Raw genomic sequence first — 18,470 nt, 5'->3', positions numbered from 1 at the left:
GCAACCAGAGTAGCGTCGCAGCGCTGGAAGGTTTCTCCACGCTGCGACGCCCGGCCGGCTTAGCGCTTCAGCGCTTCGCTCAGTTCGTCACGCATAGCTGCGAGCAGGGATTTCACCACGCGCGGGTTACCGGCGACGATGTTACCGGAATGCATATAACCGTGTGCACCAACGAAGTCGGTCACCAGGCCGCCGGCTTCACGCACCAGCAGTTCACCTGCCGCGAAATCCCACGGCTTCAGGCCGATTTCAAAGTAACCATCGACGCGGCCGGCGGCCACATAGGCCAGATCCAGCGCGGCAGAGCCGGTGCGGCGGAAGTCCGCGCACTGGGTGAACAGTTTACCGACGATGTTGATGTACGGTGTGGCGTGCTGCTTCAGTTTGAACGGGAAGCCGGTGGCCAGAATGGTGCCATCCAGGTCACGGGCGGTGCCGCCGCGCAGACGATAGCCGTTCAGCTGTGCACCCTGGCCGCGAACGGCGCTGTACAGTTCGTTACGCATTGGATCGTAAACCACCGCCACTTCGGTGCGGCCTTTGATGCGCACGGCGATAGAAACAGAGAAGTGAGGCAGGCGTTTGATGAAGTTGGTGGTGCCATCCAGAGGGTCGATAATCCACTGCACATCCTGGTCTTCACCGGCTAACTCACCACTCTCTTCGGTAATGATGGTGTGTTTTGGGTATGACTTGCGAATCACCTCAATAATCTGGCGTTCGGCTTCGCGATCAACATTAGTAACAAAGTCGTTGCTGCCTTTCTGGCTGGCTTCGACTGCGTCCGGGGTTTCATAGTTCTTGGCAATTACGTTACCGGCCTTGCGCGCAGCGCGCACGGCGATGTTGAGCATCGGATGCATGTATCGTCTCACTGGATGTTAAAGAACATTTTGACCGGCACATCTGGTGCTGCCACTGCGTTGGCTGCGTTTACTCACCCGAGTCGCTTACTGGAGTAAGCTCACGGGATTCGCGCTCTTGCCGCCTTGTTGCAGCATCAGCTGTTTTGGTCAAAATTTGCGATTTGATTATAAAGCGGCGCGTAGTATAGCAGGACAAAAAAGAAAAAGTCCCGGAAATATGTTAGCATCGCCAAATTATTCCTCAACCTGACTCTCTCATGCTGCAAAATATCCGAATCGTACTGGTAGAAACCTCCCACACCGGCAACATGGGTTCCGTCGCGCGCGCGATGAAAACCATGGGCTTAACCAACCTTTACCTCGTCAACCCGCTGGTGAAACCGGACTCGCAGGCGATCGCGCTGGCCGCCGGTGCCAGCGACGTGATCGGCGACGCGAAAATTGTCGATACGCTGGATGACGCCATCGCCGGCTGTTCGCTGGTGGTCGGCACCAGCGCCCGCTCGCGTTCGCTGCCGTGGCCGATGCTCGACCCGCGCGAATGCGGACTGAAAAGCGTGGCAGAGGGGCAGCAGGCGCCGGTGGCGCTGGTGTTTGGCCGCGAACGTACCGGGCTGACCAACGACGAACTGCAGAAGTGCCACTACCACGTAGCGATCGCCGCTAACCCGGAGTACAGCTCGCTGAACCTGGCAATGGCGGTGCAGATTATCGCCTATGAAGTGCGCATGGCGTGGCTGCAGGCGCAGGAAGGCGAGCAGGTGGCGGCGGCAGAAGAATCCCCGTACCCGCTGGTTGATGACCTGGAGCGTTTCTACCAGCATATGGAGAAGATGATGCTGGCCAGCGGCTTTATCCGCGAAAACGCGCCCGGCCAGGTAATGAGCAAAATGCGTCGCCTGTTTACCCGCGCGCGTCCGGAGCGTGACGAGCTGGCGATTCTGCGCGGCATGCTCTCCTCGCTGGAAAAACGCCAGGGCGAGTAGGGGTATCGAGCCTAAAAACGGCGGATAATAGTTGAGTGGATTACCAGGTTAAATAGTTGAGTGTTTTAGTCAGATAAATACTTGACTGTTTTACTCGGGAATGTAAAACTTCGACCATCTTTTGAGAACATCCCTACCGGATTACCACTGAGGTTGATACACCATGAGACTGACATCCAAAGGCCGTTACGCTGTTACCGCTATGCTTGATGTTGCACTGCACTCTCACCAGGGGCCGGTGCCGTTAGCGGATATCTCAGAGCGTCAGGGTATCTCCCTCTCTTACCTGGAGCAGCTGTTCTCCCGCCTGCGTAAGAACGGTCTGGTGGCCAGCGTTCGTGGTCCGGGCGGTGGTTATCTGCTGGGTAAAGACTCTGACGCGATTGCGGTCGGCGCGGTGATCACCGCCGTTGATGAATCGGTTGACGCCACCAAGTGCCAGGGTAAAGAAGGCTGCCAGGGCGGCGAAAAGTGCCTGACCCACGTGCTGTGGCGCGATCTGAGCGAGCGCATCAGCGACTTCCTCAACAACATTACGCTGGCTGAGCTGGTTAACAACCAGGAGATCCTGGAAGTGGCCGACCGTCAGAACAGCAACGAAATCCGTCGCGTGCCAAACGGCCGCATTCAGGATACGATTGATATTCGCCTGCGCGCCTGATCGCAGTCCGGGCGGGGTGCTCCCGCCCCCGGAATGACCCTTTACCGCTGACACTTTGGCCCGCTGGCCGGGGTGATAACGGTGAAGGGTTTTGGTTTTTACCGCCAGGTAAGCCACGCCGGGGTTCAGCCGCTGAACCGGTCACCGACTTCGCCGTGCAGGTATGAACCCATGTACGGAGCTTTCCCGCAATGAAATTACCGATCTACCTCGATTACTCCGCCACTACCCCGGCCGATCCGCGCGTTGCCGCAAAAATGATGCAGTGCCTGACCCAGGACGGGACTTTTGGTAACCCGGCCTCGCGCTCGCACCGTTACGGCTGGCAGGCGGAAGAGGCGGTGGACGTGGCGCGTAACCAGGTTGCTGAACTGGTGGGAGCCGATCCGCGCGAAATCGTTTTTACCTCCGGTGCCACCGAAGCCAATAACCTGGCGATCAAGGGCGCAGCCACCGCCAATCCTGAGAAAGGCCGCCACATCGTTACCTGTACCACCGAGCACAAGGCGGTGCTGGACACCTGCGCGCAGCTGGAGCAGCAGGGGTTCAGCGTCACTTATCTGAACCCAAACGCCAGCGGCCTGCTGACGCTGGAGCAGGTTAAAGACGCGCTGTGCGACGACACCGTGCTGGTGTCGATCATGCACGTCAACAACGAAATCGGCGTGGTGCAGGATATTGCCGCCATCGGCGAGATGTGCCGCGCCCGCGGCATCCTGTTCCACGTCGATGCCACCCAGAGCGTCGGCAAGCTGCCTGTCGACCTCGGCGCACTGCCGGTCGATTTGATGTCCTTCTCGGCGCACAAGCTGTATGGCCCGAAAGGCATCGGTGCACTTTACGTCAGCCGTAAACCGCGGGTGCTGCTGGACGCGCAGATCCACGGCGGTGGCCACGAGCGCGGTATGCGCTCCGGTACCCTGCCGGTGCACCAGATCGTCGGTATGGGCGAAGCATACCGTATTGCCCGCGAAGAGATGCAGGTAGAAATGGCGCGGCTGGGCACGCTGCGCAGCCGCCTGTGGCAGGGGCTGAGCCAGCTCGACCAGGTATTTGTCAACGGCCAGCTGGCGGGCGGATCGCCGGCCATCCTTAACGTCAGCTTCGGCTACGTTGACGGCGAGTCGCTGATTATGATGCTGAAGGATCTGGCGGTCTCGACCGGATCGGCCTGCACCTCGGCCAGCATGGAACCCTCTTACGTGCTGCGGGCGATTGGCCTCAGCGATGCGCTGGCGCACAGCTCGATCCGCTTCTCCCTTGGGCGTTTCACGACTGAAGAAGAGATCGACTACAGCATTGCGCTGGTGTGTAAATCAGTCTCCCGACTGCGGGAGCTGTCAGCGGAATGGCAGGCGTTTCAGGCCGAACGGCAGCGCGCCCCGACCCTGTAACGGCGGTTGACCCCAACGGGCGGCAAATATGCCGCCCGTTTTTTTACGGTGAAAGCGGCTGAACGCATCCACCGAAAACATTCCCCGCCATTTTCTGATAGTCTGATGTAAAACAACAAACAACTGATGTGAACCGTCGGCCCTGAACAGCGCCGGCGCGCACGATAAAACCGATCAAGGAGCCTGTGATGACCACCCCTGTGATGACCCTTACCCTGTCCACGGCCAAGGCCGACCCGCGCTGGGGCGAAAAAGCGATCCTCAGCAGCAACGACAGCGGGATCACCCTTCATACCCACGGCGGCGACGTGCTGGCCACTATCCAGCGCGCGGCGCGTAAAATCGACGGCCAGGGCATCCGCCACGTCAGCCTGAGCGGCGACGGCTGGGATCTGGAGAGCTGCTGGGCCTTCTGGCAGGGCTTTCGTGGCCCGAAAGGCGAACGTCAGGTGACGTGGCCGACGCTGGCCGACGCCGATCGCCAGGAGCTGGAAAATCGGCTGAAAATTATCGACTGGGTGCGCGACACCATCAACCTGCCGGCGGAAGATCTGGGCCCGGAGCAGCTGGCGACCCGCGCGGTCGATCTGCTGTGCGAAGTGACCTGTGATGGCGTTAACTACCGCATCATCAAGGGCGACGATCTGCGCCACCAGAGCTACAGCGGCCTGCACACCGTCGGCCGTGGCTCTACCCGCAGCCCGGTGCTGCTGACGCTGGACTACAATCCGGGCGGCAACGACGACACCCCGGTTTACGCCTGCCTGGTCGGCAAAGGCATCACCTTTGATACCGGCGGCTACAGCCTGAAGCAGAGCGGCTTTATGGACTCGATGAAGTCCGATATGGGCGGTGCCGCTACCCTGACCGGCGCGCTGGCGCTGGCGATCGTGCGGGGCCTCAACAAGCGCGTGAAGCTGATTCTGTGCTGTGCCGACAATATGGTCAGCGGTAGCGCCTTCCGCCTTGGCGACATCATTCGCTACCGCAACGGCAAAAGTGTCGAAGTGATGAACACCGACGCCGAAGGGCGGCTGGTGCTGGCCGATGGTCTGATCGACGCCAGCGCCTTAAAGCCGGAGCTGATTATTGACGCGGCTACCCTTACCGGCGCGGCGAAAACCGCGCTGGGCAACGACTATCACGCGCTGTTCAGCTTCGACGACGCGCTGGCGCAGCAGCTGCTGACCGCTGCCGCCGGTGAAAACGAAGCCTTCTGGCGCCTGCCGCTGGCCGAGTTCCACCGCAGCCAGCTGCCGTCTAATTTCGCCGACCTGAACAACATCGCCAGCCCGGCGCACTCCGCCGGTGCCAGCACCGCCGCGGCCTTCCTGTCGCACTTCGTCAGCGACTACAAAAAAGGCTGGCTGCACATCGACTGCTCGGCTACCTACCGCAAGGGTGCGGTGGACCAGTGGGCGGCCGGTGCCACCGGTTTAGGCGTGCGCACCGTTGCTAACCTGCTGCTGGCGAAGGCGTAATCACCCGTGGAAATTAACCAACTCAATACCCGCCTGGAAGAGGTGTTAACCCTGGCAGCCACCGAGCCGGCGCACCGCCCGGAGTTTTTTGCGCTGCTGTTAGAGGCCAGCGCGATCGTGCCGGGCGAAAGCATCAGCGAGCAGCACGGCAACCAGCCCGCGCAGGTGGACCTGCTGCACTGGGAAAAAGAGGACGGCAGCCGTATTATTCCGTTCTTCACCTCGCCGCAGGCGATGGAGCAGGCGATCGAAGGCGAACAGGCCTACCTGGTGATGCCGGTGCGCCAGCTGTTTGAAATGACCCTCGGCCAGGCGCTGTTCCTCAACCCGAAGCTGCCGAGCGGCAAGGAGTTCTCCGCGCGTGAGATCGCCCACCTGCTCGGCGAAGAGGGCAACGCGCTGAGCGAGAAAACGGTGCTGGAGGGCGGCAGCGCGCTGCTGCTGTCCGAGATCGCCGAACCGCCGGCGCAGATGGTCGACTCGCTGACCCAGCTGTTTGCCAAACACAAGTCGGTGCGCCGCGCCTGGATGGCGCATATCAAAGAAGCCGCCGGCCAGCCGGCCAACCTGCTGATCGGCATTGAGGCCGACGGCGACGTTGAGGCGATCATCCAGGCGACCGGCAGCGTCGCGACGGATACGCTGCTGGAGGATGAACCGGTAGATATCTGCCACGTGGTGGAGGGCGAAAAGGGCATCAGCCACTTCTTTATCGCCCATATCACCCCGTTCTACGAGCGCCGCTGGGGCAGCTTCATGCGCGACTTCAAGGTGAAGAATATCGACTAAGCGCGTGAGTTCGCGGAGAGTTGTCATGTAAAACCGGCTGCCGCCGGTTTTTTTGTTTTTATTCTGCCCGTTTTTTCCCCTCGCGTGACCTCTGTAGTGAGCTTTCAGACAATACACTCAGGGAAACCCGTTATGGCCATAAAAAACAAGGGCGGCGCGCGGCGCACGTCCCATTCAGCCAGCGCATCGCAACACCTCCGCTCATCCGCTAAAAAACGCGCGGCCGTCTGGCCTGGCATTGCCCTGACGGGCGTGCTGGCCTCGGCAATGGTGCCGGGTGCACTGGCCGCAGCGGCGGCCGCACAGCAGCCTGGCGCACGCGCTTACCAGATCCCCGCCGGTGAACTCGCGTCAGCGCTGCGCAGCGTCGCCAGCCAGGCCGGTGTGATGATCATTTTCACGCCGGGGCAGGCCGAAGGTAAAACGACCCCGGGCTTGCACGGCAACTACAGCGTTGACCAGGCGTTCAGTATCCTGCTGGCGGGCAGCGGGCTGCAGGCCGAAGCGACCGCCGGCGGTTACCGGCTGATCGGCGTTTCCCCGGCCACCGCCCCGGCAGACGCGGTGATGGCCATTCCGGAGCTGTCGGTGGTGGCCGGCCTGTCCGACAGCACCGCCGCCGGGCGTTCCACGCTCGATCAGCAGGATATCGACCGCGTGCAGGCCGACAACGTCGCCGCGCTGCTCGACAAACTGCCGGGCGTTTCGATGGCCGGTTCGCCGCGCCCGGGCGGGCAGAGCCTGAATATCTGGGGCATGGGCGATATGGAGGACGTCAGGGTGGTGCTGGACGGCGCGCCAAAGGGCTTCGAAAAGTATCGCCAGGGCTCGGTGTTTATCGAACCGGAGCTGTTAAAGCGCGTCAGCGTTGATAAGGGCCCGCACAATATTCAGAACGGCAACGGCGGTTTTGGCGGCACCATCACCATGGAAACCAAAGACGCGGGCGATATGCTGCGGCCGGGGGAAGATCTTGGTGGCCTGGTGAAGTACAGCTACCACACCAACGATCGCCAGGGCATTTACAGCGGCGCGCTGTATGGCCGCACGGAAGAGGGGTTTGCCGACGGGCTGATCTACGCCAGCAGGCGTGACGGCGGCAGCATTAAGCGCCCGGACGGCACGCGCTTTGCTTATTCCAGCAGCGATCAGGCCTCATACCTGCTCAAGACCAACCTCTACCTGACCGACTCGCAGACCTTAACCCTGTCTGCGATGCGTTCAGAATCGGACGGCTGGCAGCCGTTTGCCGCCAAGCGTGATGATATCGCCGCGCCGAGTCAGGCCAATATTGACCGCTACGGCTACGACGAAGCCTGGCGGCGAATTCTGGTCTACCGCGACCAGAAAGACAGCAACTACACGGCAAAATGGAACCTGATGCCGGAATCGCAGCCGCTGGTCAACCTGACCATTGCGCTGGCGTATTCGAAAACCGAGCAGCACGATAAGCGGCCGGACTCCGCCTCGCAGTCGAGCTATCTCGGCACCCTGGGTAACGAGAGCTGGGTCAGTTATACCGATCGTCAGCTGGATATCAGTAATGAAAGCCTGTTCAGCAGCGGCCCGCTGGAACACAAATTGCTGCTGGGCGCACAGGTGCACAAACACCACCGCGATACGCTGATGTACTACCCGACCGGAGCCGGTAACGCCAGCTACAACTACGGGTACTTCCAGCCGTACTATATGCCGGCCGGCGAACAGGAGACCCGCAGCGTTTACCTGCAGGATGCGGTGAGCTGGGGTGACCTGACCATTACCCCGGGTGTCCGCTACGACCACGTCACCAATACCGGTCGGCCGAACTCTGCACCACGCTACAACGACAGCGCGCCACTGGCAGGGCATGACTACAGCAGCGTCACCTATACCGGCTGGTCGCCGCACCTCGGCGCCATCTGGAAAGCGACGAAGAATGTCTCGCTGTTTGCTGACCTCAGCCGCACCTGGCGCGCGCCGGTGATTGACGAGCAGTATGAGGTGCAGTCCGCCGCGTCCAGCGTGCCGGGCACCAGCCGTAACCTGCAGGTGGAGCGCATCGACGGCGTCCGGCTGGGGGCGGTGCTGGACTTTAACGACGTACTGACCCAACAGGACAGCCTGCAGATCCGCACCACGCTGTTCCGCAATCGCGGCAAGAACGAAATTTTCTATCGCCGTGGCGTGCTGTGTGGCGAGGCCAGCCAGGGCGGCAGCTGCGGGCAGCCGCTCTCCAACTACCGCAACCTGCCGGGTTACACGATTGAAGGGGTTGAGATCGAGTCGTTCTACGACAGCGAGCGGGCGTTTGGCAGCCTGTCGTTCTCCTCCATTCGCGGCAAGCGCGATGCGTCACCGCGTGACCCCTGGGCTAATGAAACCTGGATCGCCGAGATCCCACCGACCACCGCCCACGCGATGCTGGGGATGAAGGTGCCGCAGGCGAATCTGGCCTTCGGCATGACCGCCGACTTTGTGCGTAAACAGGACCGCTCGCCGGCAGACGGCGATCCGATGGCGTCAGTCTGGGCGCTGCCTAAAACGTCCGGCTATGCGCTGTACGGGCTGTTTGCCTCCTGGGAGCCGAACTTCTGGAAAGGTCTGGAAGCCAGAGTCACCGTCGATAACCTGACTAATCACGACTACTACCCGTATCTCGGTGAGTCGGTCTCCGGCGTTGGGCGTAACTTCAAGTTCAGCGTCAGCCAGCGTTTCTGACGCCATCCTGAACAGGGGCCGACTGGCCTCGAACCGCCGCCGGTTACCACAGCGTGACCGGCGGCGTAACGTCACTCCTTTCTGCCCTGAGCCACAATCCGAACCCGAATCTGCATTTTATCTCCCCCAGTCAATCGTCTTCCGGCGCAGCAATCTGCGTTAAAACCCAGCAACTGCTTGACCCTGAGTAACAGTTTCTAAATAATAATGATTGTTATTTTCACTCTCATTAAGACCAAGTGTTTCCCGATGGCGAGCAAAGAGATCGCGACCTCTCACGGTTTTGCCCAACAGCTTTATATGGAGCATCACGGCTGGCTGTGCCACTGGCTACGTCAGAAGGTCAGCTGTGCGCATCATGCTGAAGATCTGGCGCAGGACACCTTTATCAGCATTCTGGTCAGCCCGCAGCTGCTGGCGATTCGGGAACCCCGACCGTTTTTAGCCACCGTGGCGCGGCGGCTGGTGGCCAACTTCTACCGGCGTAAAAAAATCGAGGAGAGTTACCTGCAGGCGCTCAGCGAGCTGCCGGAGGCCAGCGTACCCTCGCCGGAAGTGCGCCAGCAGACGATTGAGATGCTGGAACAGCTGGACCAGGCGCTGGACGGCCTGCCTGCCCATGTCCGCGAAGCCTTCCTGCTGGCGCACCTGCAGGGGATGCGTTACGGCGATATTGCCGAGCGCCTGCGGGTATCAGCCAGCTCGGTAAAACAGTATCTGCAGCGAGCCAACCTGCACTGCTTCTTTGCGCTGTCAGCATGATCGGTTCCCGAACGCCGTCAGCCGCTGCGGATATCGATCCGCAAAGCGCCCGCGAAGCCGTCGGCTGGCTGACCCAACTGATGTCTGAGGATGCGACTGCCGAAGACAACGTCCACTGGCAGAGCTGGCTGCAGGCCAGCGAACAAAACCAGCGTGCCTGGCAGCACATCGCCACCTTCTCATCGCGTTTTTCACTGCTGAACGGCAGCGCGGCGCAGCGCAGCCTGTCACATCTGCCCGATCGCGGGCGGCGGCGGTTGCTGCGCAGCCTGGCTGGTTTGGGCGTGGTGGGTGCCTGCGGCATCGGTGCCGGGGCGCTCCCCTGGCGACCGTGGCTGGCCGATTACCGCACGGCGACCGGTGAACAGCGTCAGATAATGCTGGATGACGGCACGCGGCTGCTGCTCAATACACAAACGGCGGTCAGCGTTATGCCGCAACGGCTGACCCTGCTGAGCGGAGAGATGATGGTAACCACCGCGCCGGAGAGCCCGCCGCCAGGGCTGGTGCTGCCGCAGGGTGAACTGGTGGCGCAGGGGCGGTTCAGCGTGCGGTTATGGGATGCCTTCAGCGATATCGCGGTATACCACGGTAAGGTAAACGTTCACTCACCGGCCAGTGCGCAGAGCATTTTGATCCGGGCGGGCTATGGCGGACGGCTTGGCGCGGCGGGTTACGGCGGCGAGCACCGGGTGAGCGCGGAGCCGGGCTGGCAGCAGGGAATGATTCTGGCGGACAATATGCGGCTGGATGATTTTCTCGCCGAAGTGGGGCGCTACCGGCACGGCATTATTCGTTGTGATTCGCGGGTCGCCGGGCTGCGCCTGTCGGGGGCGTTTCCGCTAAACGATACCGGGGCGATTATCGCCTCGCTGCCGGGAACCCTGCCGGTGCGGATCGCCTCCGTATCGCCGTACCTGATCATGATTTCATAGTCGCTTCGCTGCCCGGCACTTTACCGGTGCAGATCGATATCCTGTCGACATACTTGATCAGCGTTTCGTAACCGCCTGATGCCGGCCTGCGGAAATGATGGCCGCGATGGCATCCGCTCCGGTTCAGTACCTTTCTCTCAGTCTGGTATGAAACTCTGCACAGAGGGTTCGACGGGTTTTAGCCTGGCGATTAATTCCGGACCAATGAGTTTATGACACGTATTCTTCTGTAATCTGCCTTCCGACTACCCGATTCCGCGCCGGTGGGTGACCTCTCAGTAATTCCCCGATATTTATCAGGCTTATCGGGCACCTCTTATCGCTATTCCGGGTAACGCTGTTTATGTCAAACCACCTCGTCCTGCCTGCCGTCCTCTTCCCTGCACCCCGGCAAAGATGCCGTCTGGTCACCGCCAGCCTGCTGACGCTGGCGTTGCACGGCGCGCTGCTGGCCTGGCTCTGCTACCGGGCGGCGGTGCCGCCGCCGCTGCCTGCCGCTCAGCCGATGGTGATGCTGGCGGTGGCAGAGCAGGCTGAATCCCTACCGGACAGTGAAAAGATGCCGGTCGGCGTGCGTCAACGGCAGGCGGTGGCGCAGACTCAGGCCACGCCGCCGCCGCAGGCCGCGCCAGAGCTGCCCGAGGCTGAACAGGGCACCGAACGGCTTGCCGCAGCTTCACCCCGGCCCGATAACCGGCCTCGGGTAAAACCCAGGCCGAAGCCAGAGCTAAAGCCGGTGCGGCAGCCGGGCCAGTCAGATAGCGCGCCTTCTCAGGCCAGCGCTGCGCCGGATACCAGCGCGCCGCCGCCGGTGGCGGGCAAAAGGGTCGCTGCACCGCATAATCAGGCCGCGCCGCAGCCGAGCCGTAATACCTTCGCATGGAGCGGCGCGCTGCTGGCACACCTCAGCCGCTTTAAGCGCTATCCGGGTATCGCATTACGTCAGAAACGAGAAGGCGTGGCGCAGATAAGTATCACCCTCAACCGCCAGGGCAGCGTGCTGAAGGTAAAGCTGCTGAATTCCAGCGGCGTAAGCGCGCTGGATAAAGAAGCCAGCGAACTGCCGCTGCGCGCCTCACCGGTGCCCGCGCCACCCGCAGAGATGGCGACAGGGCAGGAGACGTTCAGCATCACGCTGCCGGTGAGGTTTGATTTACGCGAGGTGCGGAGGTGAAAAGGTGAGAAGTTATCCCGATGCCGTTTACAGCATTTTCTACGCCTTTGCCTCACCCACGCTGTCATTCACAATCGGCAAATCATTGCGGCTGCCCCATTCGCCCCAGGAGCCGTCATACAGGGTAACGTTGCTTACGCCGAGGCTGGTCAGCGCGAGGACCACCACCACGCCGGTCACGCCGGAACCGCAGCTGGCGATCACCGGCCGGGAGAGATCGACGCCCTGCTGGCTGAAAATCGTTTTCAGTTCGTCGGCCGGTTTCAGCGCGCCGTCGGCAACCAGCGTATTCCACGGCACGTTAAGGCTGCCCGGAATGCGGCCACGGTGCAGGCCAGGTCGCGGCTCGTCCACCTCGCCGTGGAAGCGGTTAGCGGCGCGGGCGTCAACGATCTGCGCGCCGCCCTCATGGCTGACCAGCAGCACCTCGGTAACGCGGCTGATCACCGCCGGGTCCGGCTGACGCGCTTCGAACTCGCCGTCGGCCAGGCTGACCGCACCGCTGGCCAGCGGTTTACCTGCGGCTTTCCAGCCCGCCAGGCCACCGGCCAGGATCGATACCTGCCCGGCACCAAAGTTGCTCAGCATCCACCACGCGCGCGGCGCGGAGAACAGGTTGCCTTCGTCATACACCACCAGGTGTTTGTCGGCGCTGACGCCCAGCTCGCGCATTGCCACCGCGAAGGTTTCCGCGCGCGGCATCATATGCGGGTAAGGGCTGGTATGGTCGCTGAGCGCTTCAATATCAAAGAAGGGTGCACCCGGCAGGTGAGCGGCCAGGTATTCTGCCTGGATATCCCGGGTCTTTTCCTGGCCGGGCGGCAGCATTCGCGCGTCAATCACCTGCAGGTTGTCATCGGTAAGATGCTCCGCCAGCCAGTCGGCGGTAACAAAAAGGGCAGAAGGGGTCATAGCAGCCTCGTCATTCGCATAGTAGGGCTGAGTGTCAGCGATTTTGTGAGCGGGTACAAGACTAAATGCGCCGTTTGCTGCACCGGTTGCGAAACCGCTGGCAAATTGCCCCCTGCAAGTGATAGATAAACAGCCGCCGAGCGTTTACTATTTTAAGACGTTTGTAACAGCGTGTTTCGCCACGCCCCCTGATGGACAAAAGGAACCTGCCGATGGATGTGCTTAAACTGTTTCTGCGCCTGCCTTTTATGCTGATTTTTGCGCTGTGGCGCCTGCTGAGCGGACTGCTGCGCGGTCTTGCCTGGCTGCTGCGGCCGCTGTTCGGTGAAGTTAACTGGCGTGCGCCGCGCTGGGGCAGCGCGCTGGGGGCAGGGCTACGGCGCATGGAGCGCGGAACAGCCCGGCATCCGAAAAAGGTGGCGGGTGGCCTGCTGTTACTCTGCGTGGCGGCGGTGGCTGGCGTTTACGGCTGGCACGCGTGGCAGAACCGGCCGCAACCGATCGAGGTTGCACCGCTGGCGGTTGAGAACAGCCGCGCGGACGTCATTAATCCGCCGCCGGTCGATTACAGCGAGGCGAAACCGGCGCTGCAGACCTTAACGCTGCGCTTTAACCGCTCGGTCGCGCCGGTCACCCAGGTGGGCAAAACCGTACAGCAGGGCATCAGCCTGAAGCCTGCGCTTGCGGGCGAGTGGCAGTGGCAGAGCGCCAACACGCTGCTGTTTACGCCAAAGCAGCCGCTGCCGCTGGGAGCGGAGTATGCGGTTACCCTGCAGCCGGAGGTATTGCTGGCACCCCAGATCCGCCTGCAGCAGACGAAATACACCTTCCGGGTACCGGCCTTTGACTGGCAGATCGCCTCCGGCGAGTACTATCAGAACCCCGAGCAGAGCAGCCAGCACAGCGCCATCTTTAACCTGCGCTTCAGCGCCCCGGCCGACGTGCAGGGCGTGGAGAAGCAGCTGACGCTCGGGCTGGCCAGCGCCAAAGGCCAGGCCGAAAAGCCGCTTAAATTTACCCTGAACTGGGATGAGAAAAAGCTGAATGCCTGGGTGCGTTCAGAACCGCTGCAGCCGATGGATCACGGCGGCGTGGTGCATCTGCAGGTCGGCAAGGGGCTGAAATCATCCCACCCCGGCAACGTGGCGGATCGTAAGGCGGAAGCCTGGGTGACGGTACCGAATCTCTACAGCCTGGGCGTCAGCGACGTGGCCGCCGAAGTGGTGGATAAGCCCGGCAGCCAGAGCGAGCACGCGCTGGTGATCGGCTTCAGCGATGCCGTGCGCGATAAAGAGCTGGGCCGGTCGGTGCAGGCGTGGCTGCTGCCGCAGTACGATCCGCGCCAGCCGAAGCAGGCGGAACAGGAACCGGCTGCCTGGGATCTCGATAACCTCGACCAGGCGGTGCTGGACCGCGCCGAGCCGCTGGCGCTGACGCAGAACGAAGCCGAAGAGAGCTGGCAGCCGCAGTTCAGCTTCAAATTCAGCGCTCCGGTGCAGCGCTATATGCTGGTGGAAATTAACCCGGCGCTGACCTCCTCCGGCGGTTATAAAATGGCCGAGAAGGTCTGGCGGGTGGTGCAGGTGCCGGACTATCCGCAGCTGCTGCAGTTTGCCGCCGAGGGGGCGCTGCTGTCGGTCAACGGTGATAAGCGCATCAGCGTGGCGGCGCGAAACGTGCCGGGGCTGCGGGTGGATATTCGCCGGGTGATCCCGAGCCAGCTGCAGCATATCGTCTCTTTCAAAAGCGGTGAGTTTGCCTCCACTGAGTTTAACCGCCTTAACGACGAGTACTTTACCGAGCGTTTCCGTTATCAGACGGCGATCGCCAATGCCCGGCCGGGCCAGGTGAGCTATCAGGGCGTCGATCTCGGGCGTTACCTCTCCACCAACGCCGACTCCCATCGCGGCATCTTCCTGCTGACCCTGTCGCCGTGGACCCCGGGGCAGAAAGAGGACGCGCCGCAGAGCGACGAGTATCAGGACGAGCAGAGCGACGCGCCGCCGGCGGGGGACTCGCGCTTTGTGGTGGTCACCGACCTGGGGATTATCGCTAAACGCTCCCAGGACCAGACGCGCGACCTGTTTGTGCAGTCAATCGCCAGCGGGCAGCCGGTGGACGGGGCGACGGTGACGGTGATCGCGAAAAACGGCGAGCCGCTGCTGAAACGGCAGACCGGCAGCGACGGCCACGTCAGCTTCCCGTCGCTGGAGGTCTATAACAACGAGCGCCAGCCGGTGATGTTCCTCGTGGAAAAAGCCGGTGACGTCTCCTTCCTGCCGACCAGCAGCAACAGCGATCGCGGCCTCGACTTCTCGCGCTTTGACGTCTGGGGCGACGCCACGCCGCAGGACACCCGCACGCTCAGCAGCTACCTGTTCTCCGATCGCGGCGTCTATCGCCCCGGCGACACCTTTAATATCGGGTTGATCACCCGCGCCGCCGACTGGGCGGTGCCGGTCACCGGTATTCCGGTGCGGGCCGAGATCCACGACCCGCGCGATAAACTGATGCGCACCGTGCCGCTGACGCTCAGCGCCAGCGGCTTTAACGAGCTGAGCTTTACCACCGAAGAGAGCTCGCCGACCGGCGAGTGGACGGTGTACCTCTACCTGCCGGGCAAAGATGAAGACGGCACCCGGCTGCTCGGCAGCGTGGCGGTAAACGTGAAAGAGTTTGAGCCTGATCAGCTGAAGGTGAAGCTGACGCTGACCCCGGATCACCAGCAGGGCTGGGTGAAGCCGGATCAGTTGCAGGCCAGCATCGACGTGCAGAACCTGTTTGGCACCCCGGCGCAGGGGCGGCGGGTGACCTCAAAACTGACGCTGCGCCCGGTGTGGCCGGCCTTTGACCGCTACCCGGATTTCGCCTTCTACGAAGCCCGTTCCGCCAGCGACGGCTACGACACCGAACTGGAAGAGAGTACCACCGGCGATGACGGCCGTGCGGCGATCGTGCTGGATCTCAGCGGCTTCGGCCAGTCAACGTACCAGCTGCAGCTGCTGTCAGAGGCGTTTGTCGCCGGCGGCGGGCGCTCGGTGGCGGCGACCGCCCGTACCCTGGTGTCGCCGTATGATTACCTGATCGGCGCGAAGGCCGACGGCGACCTCGGCTATATTCATCAGAATGCGCAGCGCAACCTTGAGCTGATCGCCATTAATCCGTCGCTGGAGAAGATCGCGGTCAACGGGCTGACGCTGCGTCTGCTGCAGCAGAAATACCTGTCGGTGCTGACGCGTCAGGAGTCCGGCGTCTATAAGTATCAGTCGAAGCTGAAGGAGATCCCGCTCTCTTCTGCGCCACTCGACCTCAGCGCCGCCGGCCATTCGCTGGCGCTGGCCACCGACCAGCCGGGCGACTTCGTGCTGGCGGTGGAGAACGCAAAGGGTGAGGTGCTGAACCGCATCGCTTACAGCGTGGCCGGGCAGGGCAATATCAGCCGTTCGCTGGACCGTAACGCCGAACTGAAGCTGAAGCTGGACCAGGCGGAGTATGCGCCGGGCGGTGAGATTGAGGTGGCGATCAACGCGCCTTATACCGGCAGCGGCTTGATCACCATCGAGAAGGATCGCGTGTACAGCTGGCAGTGGTTCCATTCTGAAACCACCGCCTCGGTGCAGAAGATCCGCATCCCCGCCGGACTGGAGGGCAACGCCTATATCAACGTGCAGTTCGTGCGGGACATCAACTCCGACGAGATCTTTATGAGCCCGCTGAGCTACGGGGTGATGCCGTTTAAAATCAGCAACGCGCACCGGCAGAACCGCTTTACCCTCAGCAGCCCGGCGGTGATGAAGCCGGGTCAGGACCTGAAGATCGACGTTACCACCGAGGGGCCGCAGCAGGTGGCGGTATTCGCGGTGGACGAGGGGATCCTGCAGGTGGCGCGCTACCGGCTGACCGATCCGCTGGACTACTTCTTCCGCAAGCGCGAGCTGAGCGTGGAGAGCTCGCAAATCCTCGATCTGATCCTGCCGTCGTTCAGCAAGCTGATGGCGCTGACCTCGGCACCGGGCGGCGACGGCGGCGAGGGGATGGACCTGCACCTCAACCCGTTCAAGCGCAAACGCGATAAACCGGTGGCGTACTGGTCGGGCATTACCGAGGTTAACGGGCAGCAGCAGTTTAGCTATCCGGTGCCGGACTACTTTAACGGCAAAATCCGCGTGATGGCGATCGCGGTGACCGCGGACAAAATTGGCAAAGCGCAGAGCGCCACCACGGTGCGTGATGACGTGATCCTGACGCCGAACGTGCCGGCGATGGTGGCACCGGGCGACGAGTTCGACGTCAGCGTCGGCGTCAGCAACAACCTTGAGGGCCAGGGCGACCAGCCGCTGCCGATTAACGTGCAACTGACGCCACCGGCGCAGCTGACGGTGGTCGGTGCGGCCGCGCAGACGCTCAGCCTGGCGGCTAAGCGGGAAGGGGTGGTGAACTTCCGCCTGAAGGTCAGCGGCGAGCCGGGGGATGCGCCGTTGCGCTTTACCGCGACGTACGCTGACGGCAGCAGCAGCCAGCGCACCATCAGCACCTCGGTGCGCCCGGCGATGCCGTTCCGCACCCAGACGGTGATGGGGCGCATGAACGGCAGCGAGCAGCAGGTCGGCAACCTGCGGCAGATGTTCAGCGCTTATGCACAGCGCGACGCGGCGGTGTCACATTCGCCGCTGGTGCTGACCCGCGGGCTGGCCGGCTGGCTGGCAAACTACCCGTATTACTGTTCCGAGCAGATCGTCAGCCAGTCGATCCCGCTGCTGCTGCAGAGCCTGCACCCGGAGCTGCGCGGCGGGCCGCAGGCCGATAAGGTGCGTCAGCAGGTGAAAAGCGTGATGGACGTGCTGCGCGCGCGGCAGAACGCCGACGGCGCGATCGGCCTGTGGATGGCCTCGCCGCAGGCCGACCCGTTCGTTACGCCATACGTGGTGCAGTACCTGCTGGAGGCGAAAGCGGCCGGTTACGCGCTGCCAGCCGGCATGCTCGACGATGCCAACGCCGCGCTGCGGGTGATGGCGGCCGGCGGCGGTGAAGATCTCTATCAGCTGCGCCTGCGCAGCTGGGCGGTGTGGCTGCTGACCCGCCAGGGCGAGGTGACCACTAACGCGCTGGCGGCGGTGCAGCAGGCGCTGCAGCAGCGTTATCCTGAGCAGTGGCAGACCGACCTCAGCGCGCTCTACCTGGCGGCGTCGTGGAAGCTGCTGAAGTCCGATGACGAGGCGAATCGCCTGCTGCAGCCGAGCTGGCAGGCATTAAGCAGGGCGTGGGATAAGGGCTGGTGGAACAACAACTATTACGATCCACTGGTGCAGGACGCCACCCGACTGTACCTGATTACCCGCGCCTTCCCGGAAAAAGTGGCGGAGATCCCGCCACAGGTGCTGGAGAATATGCTGCAGGCGCTGCGCGAAGAGCGTTACACCACCTTCTCGGCGGCGATGAGCGTGCTGGCGCTGGAGAGCTACGCGCAGCAGGCGGGCGGCGCCGAGCGGCTGACCATTACCCAGCAGGCGGGCAACGGCCAGGCGGCAGCGCTGATCTCCTCGCTTAACGGCCAGTTTGCCCAGGGAACGTTCACTTCAGCGGCCACCTCGCTGCAGTTCAGCAACCCTGACAAGGCCCCGGCCTGGTACGTGGTGACGCAGGCGGGTTATGACCTGCACGCGCCACAGCAGGCGATCGCCAAAGGGCTGGAGATCGCCCGTGACTACACCGACGCGGACGGCAAGCCGGTGAGCCAGGTCGCGGTCGGCCAGACGCTGAACGTGCACCTGAAAATCCGCGCCAACTCGCAGGCGGCGCTGAGCAACCTG

The 18,470-nt window shown here is 62.5% G+C and carries 12 protein-coding genes; 10 read left to right on the top strand and 2 right to left on the bottom strand.

The genetic code is table 11. From position 1 onward, the window contains the following. Nucleotides 1-59 precede the first annotated feature (59 nt). A complete protein-coding gene (gene suhB, locus NV64_RS17540) occupies nucleotides 60-863 on the bottom strand; it encodes an inositol-1-monophosphatase (RefSeq protein ID WP_056238881.1) in 804 nt (267 codons plus the stop codon). A 260-nt stretch (nucleotides 864-1,123) separates the two neighbouring features. Between suhB and trmJ the strand changes: the two genes are divergently transcribed. From trmJ to NV64_RS17495, 9 genes are all read left to right on the top strand, one after another. Next, a complete protein-coding gene (trmJ, locus tag NV64_RS17535; protein ID WP_101506435.1) occupies nucleotides 1,124-1,852 on the top strand; it encodes a tRNA (cytosine(32)/uridine(32)-2'-O)-methyltransferase TrmJ in 729 nt (242 codons plus the stop codon). A 163-nt stretch (nucleotides 1,853-2,015) separates the two neighbouring features. Next, entirely contained in the window at nucleotides 2,016-2,513 is a 498-nt protein-coding gene (gene iscR, locus NV64_RS17530) for a Fe-S cluster assembly transcriptional regulator IscR (protein ID WP_056238886.1), read from the top strand. A gap of 191 nt (nucleotides 2,514-2,704) precedes the next feature. Continuing rightward, nucleotides 2,705-3,907 carry an IscS subfamily cysteine desulfurase gene (locus tag NV64_RS17525; RefSeq protein WP_101506434.1) on the top strand — a complete coding sequence of 401 codons (1,203 nt, stop codon included), beginning with the start codon at nucleotides 2,705-2,707 and terminating at the stop codon, nucleotides 3,905-3,907. 188 nt (nucleotides 3,908-4,095) lie between these two features. Beyond that, nucleotides 4,096-5,388: an aminopeptidase PepB gene (gene pepB, locus NV64_RS17520; RefSeq protein WP_101506433.1), complete on the top strand. Its 1,293-nt coding sequence runs from the start codon at nucleotides 4,096-4,098 to the stop codon at nucleotides 5,386-5,388. A 12-nt stretch (nucleotides 5,389-5,400) separates the two neighbouring features. Continuing rightward, complete coding sequence (gene sseB / locus NV64_RS17515) at nucleotides 5,401-6,177, top strand: enhanced serine sensitivity protein SseB (RefSeq protein WP_101506447.1); 777 nt, start codon at nucleotides 5,401-5,403, stop codon at nucleotides 6,175-6,177. Nucleotides 6,178-6,309: 132 nt separating this feature from the next. Then, the gene (locus NV64_RS17510; RefSeq protein WP_101506432.1) at nucleotides 6,310-8,877 is read left to right on the top strand and encodes a TonB-dependent receptor; all 2,568 of its coding nucleotides are present in this window, start codon (nucleotides 6,310-6,312) and stop codon (nucleotides 8,875-8,877) included. Between the two features lie 249 nt (nucleotides 8,878-9,126). Beyond that, on the top strand, nucleotides 9,127-9,639 hold the full coding sequence (locus NV64_RS17505) for a sigma-70 family RNA polymerase sigma factor (protein WP_056238896.1): 513 nt from the start codon (nucleotides 9,127-9,129) through the stop codon (nucleotides 9,637-9,639). Then, nucleotides 9,636-10,574: a FecR domain-containing protein gene (locus NV64_RS17500; RefSeq protein WP_056238898.1), complete on the top strand. Its 939-nt coding sequence runs from the start codon at nucleotides 9,636-9,638 to the stop codon at nucleotides 10,572-10,574. Before NV64_RS17505 ends, NV64_RS17500 begins: the two co-directional genes overlap by 4 nt. Before the next feature lie 343 nt (nucleotides 10,575-10,917). After that, nucleotides 10,918-11,748: an energy transducer TonB gene (locus NV64_RS17495; protein ID WP_101506431.1), complete on the top strand. Its 831-nt coding sequence runs from the start codon at nucleotides 10,918-10,920 to the stop codon at nucleotides 11,746-11,748. Nucleotides 11,749-11,787: 39 nt separating this feature from the next. Here NV64_RS17495 and sseA read toward each other — a convergent pair whose 3' ends face one another. Continuing rightward, nucleotides 11,788-12,660 carry a 3-mercaptopyruvate sulfurtransferase gene (gene sseA, locus NV64_RS17490; RefSeq protein ID WP_056238903.1) on the bottom strand — a complete coding sequence of 291 codons (873 nt, stop codon included), beginning with the start codon at nucleotides 12,658-12,660 and terminating at the stop codon, nucleotides 11,788-11,790. Between the two features lie 212 nt (nucleotides 12,661-12,872). Here sseA and NV64_RS17485 point away from each other — a divergent pair. Next, a partial coding sequence (locus NV64_RS17485) for an alpha-2-macroglobulin (protein WP_101506430.1) occupies nucleotides 12,873-18,470 on the top strand: 5,598 nt, incomplete at its 3' end.

It is taken from the genome of Erwinia sp. B116 (assembly GCF_002865965.1).
GTDB lineage: Bacteria > Pseudomonadota > Gammaproteobacteria > Enterobacterales > Enterobacteriaceae > Erwinia.
Note: the sequence above shows the minus strand (reverse complement) of the source record. Positions and strands in the feature narration are given on the sequence as shown.

What these genes read in the sequence shown, in the direction of transcription:
- suhB (WP_056238881.1), bottom strand. Translation starts at nt 863, where the DNA reads ATGCATCCGATGCTCAACATCGCCGTGCGCGCTGCGCGCAAGGCCGGT.
- trmJ (WP_101506435.1), top strand. Translation starts at nt 1,124, where the DNA reads ATGCTGCAAAATATCCGAATCGTACTGGTAGAAACCTCCCACACCGGC.
- iscR (WP_056238886.1), top strand. Translation starts at nt 2,016, where the DNA reads ATGAGACTGACATCCAAAGGCCGTTACGCTGTTACCGCTATGCTTGAT.
- NV64_RS17525 (WP_101506434.1), top strand. Translation starts at nt 2,705, where the DNA reads ATGAAATTACCGATCTACCTCGATTACTCCGCCACTACCCCGGCCGAT.
- pepB (WP_101506433.1), top strand. Translation starts at nt 4,096, where the DNA reads ATGACCACCCCTGTGATGACCCTTACCCTGTCCACGGCCAAGGCCGAC.
- NV64_RS17510 (WP_101506432.1), top strand. Translation starts at nt 6,310, where the DNA reads ATGGCCATAAAAAACAAGGGCGGCGCGCGGCGCACGTCCCATTCAGCC.
- NV64_RS17505 (WP_056238896.1), top strand. Translation starts at nt 9,127, where the DNA reads ATGGCGAGCAAAGAGATCGCGACCTCTCACGGTTTTGCCCAACAGCTT.
- NV64_RS17500 (WP_056238898.1), top strand. Translation starts at nt 9,636, where the DNA reads ATGATCGGTTCCCGAACGCCGTCAGCCGCTGCGGATATCGATCCGCAA.
- NV64_RS17495 (WP_101506431.1), top strand. Translation starts at nt 10,918, where the DNA reads ATGTCAAACCACCTCGTCCTGCCTGCCGTCCTCTTCCCTGCACCCCGG.
- sseA (WP_056238903.1), bottom strand. Translation starts at nt 12,660, where the DNA reads ATGACCCCTTCTGCCCTTTTTGTTACCGCCGACTGGCTGGCGGAGCAT.